Here is a 6,746-nt window from a genome sequence, read left to right on the forward strand (position 1 = left end):
AACTTTCTCTCATTCAACATACCAATATTTTTTAGTTTGCCCAAACTTAGATATTGGCATGAATGCTTCCTATGCGTGGTTTACCGGATGCTTACATTAGGGAGAAGGATAATTGTTTGCTTGGTTCAGGATAATAAAGGGAGAATGTTATATTTCAACAATCTTGTTTTTGATAGCCCAAATAATTAGAGATGCATTATTTTTTGCTCCGGTTTTTCGCATGAGTTTTGCTTTATTACTTTCAATGGTTTTTGTACTTAAGAATAGTTTGTCTGCAAGTTCTTTGTTTGTTAACCCTTTACAAATAAGTGTAAGTAATTCAGATTCTTTATTGGTTAGTTGTAATAGATTCTTTTTTTCTTCAACTAAAGTTTGCTCAATATTTTGCATGTTTACAATTACGTTATAAAGTAATTGTTCTGAGAAATAACTTTTACCCGTGTTTACTTCACGAATTGCCTGCTCTAGTTCCTCAACACTTGATTGTTTAAGAACAAAGCCTTTAGCTCCGGCAGTAATTAATTCATAGTAATATTTTGAGTCGTTGTACAATGAGAGAGCAATAATTTTAAGATTTGGTTTTTTAGCGATTGCGATTTTAGTGGCATCAATACCATTTAAAACAGGCATGTCAATGTCTGTAATTACAATGTCACAATCCAAATTATCCAGGTTGTCAACAAATTCCTGTCCATTTTTATACTCAGCTACTATTAAAAAGTCTGTAATCTGACTTATTAATAATTTGATTCCTTCACGAATCATATCAAGATCTTCAACAAGTACTATCCGAATCATTGTCAGTGTAATTTATTTTAATGGTAGCTTTAACACCTTGTCCAGGGGTGGTTTTGAAAACATATGAACCACCCATGTTAACAATACGGGATTCCATATTTAACAGGCCAAAACCGCTCCCCCTTTTTTCTTCCAAATCAAATCCTTTACCATCATCTTCGTAGGTAAATATTAAATGCGTATGTAAATTATTAAATTTTATTGAAATGTTTTTTGCTTCTGCGTATTTAATTGAATTGTTTATCATCTCAACTAAAGTTCTGTAAATAGTAAATTCATAATGTTTTGATAGCGGAAAGTTATCATCAAAGGATAAGTGAAATTCAATATCTGATATCGGTATCAATTTTTCAATAAATGACATCATGGCATCTTTGAGTCCATAGTTTCTTAATATATGTGGACTAATATTATTTGAGATACTTCTGATTTCTGTAATTGATTCATCCAATAATTCGATTAACCTCTTTCCTTTTTCCTTGACATCTTGATCCTCTGTGTTTGAATTTAAAGTGTGAGCATAAATTTTAGCCGTAGAAACCAAGGGGCCAAGTCCGTCGTGCAGTTCTTTTGCCATTCTGCTGCGTTCATTTTCTTCAGTGTTGACAATGGCTTCAATAATTTCTCTTTGTTGTGTTCTTTTTTGAGTTACATCAACAAACATGACAAGAGCTAAATTATCATTAATAATATTATGATGGATTTCAATTATTTTTCGTTCTCTACTTTTTGAATAAAAATAATATTCTCGTACCGGAGGAATAATTTTTTGTTCAAATACCTTTTTTATATCAGGTCCCCAAATGCTATAATTATCCATTTTTTCAACTTCTGTTCTGTATACCTTCTGGTTCCAGGTTTCAATATCCGGTATTTCTTCTATTTTAAATCCTGTAAATGGTTCAAAACTCTTATTTAAATAAACAACCTTTAAGTTTTTATCAACAATTGCTGTAGGTACCGGTATGTTTTGGATTGTATTGTATAGAATATTTTCACTTTCCTCCATTTTGCTTACTTCTAATTTATAAGCATTTAGTATTTCTCCAATAACTAAGATTACGATTAGTGAGAGAAAAAGAAGTATTAATCCATCGGATATCCATAATATAGGACTTTTTATCAGGCTTTCAATATTAATGTTGTAATTTAAGATATTATTGGAGTATAGGTAGGCAATTGAAATATATGAAAAAGCTCCTATAACCATTAGTATTAATGTGTTTTTTAGTGGTAAAAAGATTACAGGAATCACTATCAACAATAGTAGCATATATTTTCCAGCAGCAAAATAGCCCAAGTGATACATTCCAATAGTGTATGTAATAAACATTATTGTGATGTAAAAATGAATTTTGAAGTTTCTGCTTATCTTTTTTATTAAAAGAAATGCTATCAAAGAAATAATAGCAAAAACGTCGATGTAAAAGATAATTTTTCCCGTATTTGTTAACTGTGATCTAAAGTACATTGTAACAACAAATGGTGTAGTTACAATTAATGTTAATGTAAATATTCGAGTGAGTACCCTGTTAAGTACTTGTTCATGTTTTAAATAATCGGAGTTTGTTCCAAATATAAACTTTGTCATGCAAATAGAAGATGATAATTAACAAAAAAGGTCAATCCTTATAAAAAGGACAGACCTATATAAAAACGTAATATTGTTTATTAATGTTTCACATCATCTTCAATAAACCCCTTACGGCATCAACAGATTCAACTTTGTACGCCGCCTTAGTATGTTTTAAGCCAACTTTTATTGTAACAGCACTTTCCGGTAACTCACGGAACATGAATTCGTCGGTCCAGTCGTCACCAATGGCCATAATAAAATCAAAAGGTTGGTTGTTCAGGAATTTAAGAGCCGCAACCCCTTTGTTTATTCCACCACTTTTTACCTCAATAACTTTATTGCCCTCCATTATCTCCAGGTTGTGGTTAGATAAATGGGTGTTCAGTTCATCTTTCAGTTCATTGGCCCTAAGTTCACCTTGTTCCGGTTCTGATTTTCGGTAATGCCATACCAACGAATAGTTTTTCTCTTCAATAAAACTTCCTGGAGTCCTGTCAACAAAATTTTCCATAACCGGTCTTACATTGGGCATCCAGTTGTTGTTGACGGTTGTAAGCATTTCCCATTCTCCATCAACAGTTTTAAGCCATACGCCATGTTCGCATATCAGGTTTACTTTATGGCCGTTAAACCATTTTTCTAAAGTGTACCGGTCGCGACCACTGATTATTGTTACGGTGTTTTGCTTATTAGAAGTGAGGTTTTTAATGATGCTATGTAATTCTTCATCAGGTTTGGCATCGAGCGGATTCTTTTTAAAATGGGCCAGGGTACCATCATAATCCAAAAATATAGCGCGTTTTTTAGAGCCTGAATATTTTTCAACCAACTTGTTTGCCAGTTGTTTGGTAATTCTTTTCGCCAGGAAGTCCGTTTGAATGCTTTCTGCTTTTTTTAAGGATTTTATAAATTCATTGGCCCATTTAAAAACGTCATATCGTTGTATGCGTTCTTTCATAAACGACATCCTGGATTTTTGTTCATCTACAGGCATTGTGAGGGCCTGATGGATACAATCTGCCATTTCTTCATCATCCACAGGATTAATCAACAGGGCTTCACCCATTTCTTTTGCTACTCCTGCCATTTCACTTAAAATTAAGGCTCCTGTATTGTTGATCCTGGAAGCCACATATTCCTTAGCAACCAGGTTCATGCCATCCCTGACGGGCGTAATGAGGGCCACATCGCACGAACTGTAAAGCTCAATCAGGTTGTTAAATGGAAGCGAGCGGTAAAAGTACCATATGGGTGTATAATTAATGCTGCCATATGCTCCATTGATCTGGCCCACCAATTCATCAACCTCTTTTTTTAACTGTTGGTAATGATCTACCTGTCCTCTGGAAGGCACAGCAAGCATAATTAGTGTAACTTTTTGTCTGAATTCAGGATATTTTTCCAGGAACCGGGCAAAAGCTTTCAACCGGTTGGGAATTCCCTTGGTATAATCAAGTCGGTCTATCGAAAGAATTAGTTTTCTGTCAGGGGAAGATAAAAAGTATTTGTCAAGCTCTTTGTGCAGTTCCGATTTTTCGGTGATGGACTTCATGCCAACCTCCTGTGCCGATTTCAGGAACTTTTCGTAGTCGATACCCATTGGGAATGAATCGGCTATAATGATCCTTTCCTCAATGTGAATTTGGTTAAAGGATATTTCATATCCAAACAAGCGGCGTACACAGCTAAAAAAGTGTCTCTCATAATCGTAAGTATGAAAGCCGATTAAATCAGCCCCCAGCATTCCTTTTATAATTTCTTTCCTCCAGGGCAACATTCTAAACACCTCGTACGAAGGGAAAGGGATATGTAAAAAGAAACCAATCGTAACATTGGGTTTTTTAGATTTAATCATTTCAGGCACCAATAATAATTGGTAATCATGTACCCAAACAGCATCCCCGTCGTCCATGGTTTCAATGGCAGCATCGGCAAATTTTTGGTTTACAGCTTTGTAGGTTTCCCAGTCTTCCTGGTTAAAATCAGCAAATTGAGTAAAGTAATGAAACAAGGGCCATATGGTCCTGTTGCTAAAGCCTTCGTAAAATAAATGTATTTCCTCTGAGTTTAAATGTACTGAGGCACATTTTTCTTCAATAAAAAGGTTGTCGATAGCCTCCATCTTGTCATTGGATATTGTATCGCTGTCAATTCCGGGCCATCCTATCCACGTTCCACCATAGTCTTTATAAATTGATTTCATTCCTGTTGCCAAACCCCCAACGCTGGCTTCAAGAGTGATATTTTCTCCATCTTCCTTAATGCTGAATGGGAGTCTGTTCGAAACAATATGAATTTTTTGCATAGATATAGCGTTTTTTATTTGAATTTTCGAAATAATACCCTTTTTTTGGGTTTACTACAAAACTAACCAATAAATTTTAATATATGGAGAATCTGAATTACGGGATTATCGGAAATTGCAAATCAGCAGCTTTGGTTTCCGAAAAGGGTAGTGTTGATTGGTTATGTTTGCCAAAGTTTGATGCACCTTCGGTTTTTGCAAAATTATTGGATGAAAACAAAGGCGGTTCGGTAACAATAGAGCCGGAGAACCTCTTATCTGTTGGGCAGGAGTATTTAGATAAGACGAATCTGTTGTGTACCCGCTTTGTTTCCCAGGATGGCGTATTTGAGGTGATTGATTTTATGCCTCGGTACAAAAATGAAAAAGGGATGATCTATTCGCCCCCTGATGTGATCCGTGTTTTTAACAGGATTAGCGGTGCACCTGCTTTTCGGATCAAATATGATCCCAGGTTGGAGTATGGGGTTAATGCAACAAAGGTTACTAAAGAAAAGAAGTTTATTAAAGCAGTAACGCAAAAGGGACCTTACGACTCATTGTATTTGTACACCGACTTCGATTTTGGGGATGTGGTGAATTCTGAGAAGATTACTTTAAGCCAAAGTAAGTTTATGCTTATTAGTTATAACCAAAAGCTGCTAAAGCAGGATATACAAAGGGTTAAACTAAAAATGGAGCGTACAAAAGTGTATTGGTTGAATTGGTCGGAACGTACTACCACATTCAGCAAGTATAATGATGAAATCAACAGGAGTGCGCTTACCCTGAAGTTGTTGAGCTATCAAAAGACAGGGGCGGTTTTAGCTGCATTAACAACTTCGTTGCCAGAAACCATAGGGGAGGTTCGTAACTGGGATTATCGTTTCTGCTGGATCAGGGATGGTTCTATGGTAGTGAAAATCCTGAATCAGGTAGGTCATCGTACCGTAGCACGAAAATATATGGATTTTATAGTAAACGTGTTGCCTGAGAAAGATGAGAAAATGCAGATTATGTACGGTATCAGTGGCGAAAAAAAGCTCTCGGAGTATGAATTGCCCCATTTGGATGGTTTTGCTAATTCAAAGCCTGTACGTGTTGGAAATGCTGCATATAAGCAAAAGCAAAACGATATATATGGTATTTTGATGGATGCCATGTACCAGCATTTTAAGTTGCATTCAACCACCCTGGATCATAGTGAGGATTTATGGACCGTGGTTAGGAATGTGGTTAAAATGGTGGAGCGAAACTGGCAAAAACCGGATAAGGGTATTTGGGAGATCAGGAACGAAAGCAAGCATTTTACCTTTAGTAAAGTTTTGTGCTGGGTGGCTGTAGATAGGGCACAGAAAATAGCTGTTTTGCTAAAGCAGGACGAGTACATTAATAAATGGAAAAAGCTAGAGGATAAGATTCGTGCAGATATAGAAAAAAATGCATGGTCGGAAGAAAAGCAATCTTACACGCAGTGTTATTTTTGTGATCACCTGGATGCTTCGGTTCTTTTGATGGAAAGCTATGGTTTTGTTGAGGCTCGTGATGAGAGATACAAATCAACAGTTTATGCCATACAAAAGGAGTTGGAACACAATGGTTTGATGTATAGGTATATTAACCAGGATGATTTTGGTTTGCCAAAATCAGCCTTTACTATCTGCGCATTTTGGTTAGTGAATGCCCTTTATAAAATTGGTGAAAAAGAAGCTGCCATACAAAGGTTTGAGAAGTTGTTGGTCTACTGTAATCATCTTGGCTTGTTTAGTGAAGACCTGGATTTTGAAACCAAACGACAGCTGGGTAATTTTCCGCAGGCCTATTCGCATCTGGCTTTAATAGAAACTGCTATTACCATTTCAGAAGGGGAAACAACCAAAGACGAAAAGATACTTGATGCAATTAGATAGTTCCTGCAAGAAAACTCATGATTCCTACGCTCACCCCTTTGATTCCCCTAAAGGGGAAAATTCCAACGCACTGTGCGGAAGCTACTTCCCCTTTAGAGCCTGTCCCGAACTTGTATTCGGGAGGACTGAGGGGTGTGGGTGGGCTAACAAAAATTTCAGCAGTTTTCTTGCCAACACT

General features: G+C 36.3%; 5 protein-coding genes. 1 reads left to right on the forward strand and 4 read right to left on the reverse strand.

Annotated elements, in window-relative coordinates; all coding sequences use genetic code 11:
- Window positions 1-147 precede the first annotated feature (147 nt).
- The 3 genes from OM074_RS20680 to OM074_RS20690 all read right to left on the reverse strand — a co-directional run bounded on the left by OM074_RS20680 (window position 148) and on the right by OM074_RS20690 (window position 4,679).
- Window positions 148-798 (reverse strand): response regulator transcription factor, encoded by a 651-nt coding sequence (locus OM074_RS20680; protein ID WP_301202596.1) that lies wholly within the window; start codon window positions 796-798, stop codon window positions 148-150.
- On the reverse strand, window positions 776-2,389 hold the full coding sequence (locus OM074_RS20685) for a sensor histidine kinase (RefSeq protein ID WP_301202597.1): 1,614 nt from the start codon (window positions 2,387-2,389) through the stop codon (window positions 776-778). The genes OM074_RS20680 and OM074_RS20685 overlap by 23 nt, the downstream gene beginning before the upstream one ends.
- 88 nt (window positions 2,390-2,477) lie before the next feature.
- On the reverse strand, window positions 2,478-4,679 hold the full coding sequence (locus tag OM074_RS20690) for a bifunctional alpha,alpha-trehalose-phosphate synthase (UDP-forming)/trehalose-phosphatase (protein WP_301202599.1): 2,202 nt from the start codon (window positions 4,677-4,679) through the stop codon (window positions 2,478-2,480).
- Window positions 4,680-4,762: 83 nt separating this feature from the next.
- On the opposite strand from OM074_RS20690, the gene OM074_RS20695 reads away from it, so the two are divergent.
- Window positions 4,763-6,568 carry a glycoside hydrolase family 15 protein gene (locus tag OM074_RS20695; protein ID WP_301202601.1) on the forward strand — a complete coding sequence of 602 codons (1,806 nt, stop codon included), beginning with the start codon at window positions 4,763-4,765 and terminating at the stop codon, window positions 6,566-6,568.
- Here the strand turns inward: OM074_RS20695 and OM074_RS20700 are convergent.
- Window positions 6,561-6,746: hypothetical protein (locus OM074_RS20700; protein WP_301202602.1), on the reverse strand; the 186-nt coding region annotated here is incomplete at its 5' end. The genes OM074_RS20695 and OM074_RS20700 overlap by 8 nt on opposite strands.

The sequence above is a fragment of the Plebeiibacterium marinum genome, from assembly GCF_026013615.1.
In the GTDB taxonomy this organism is placed as follows: domain Bacteria; phylum Bacteroidota; class Bacteroidia; order Bacteroidales; family Marinilabiliaceae; genus Saccharicrinis; species Saccharicrinis marinus_A.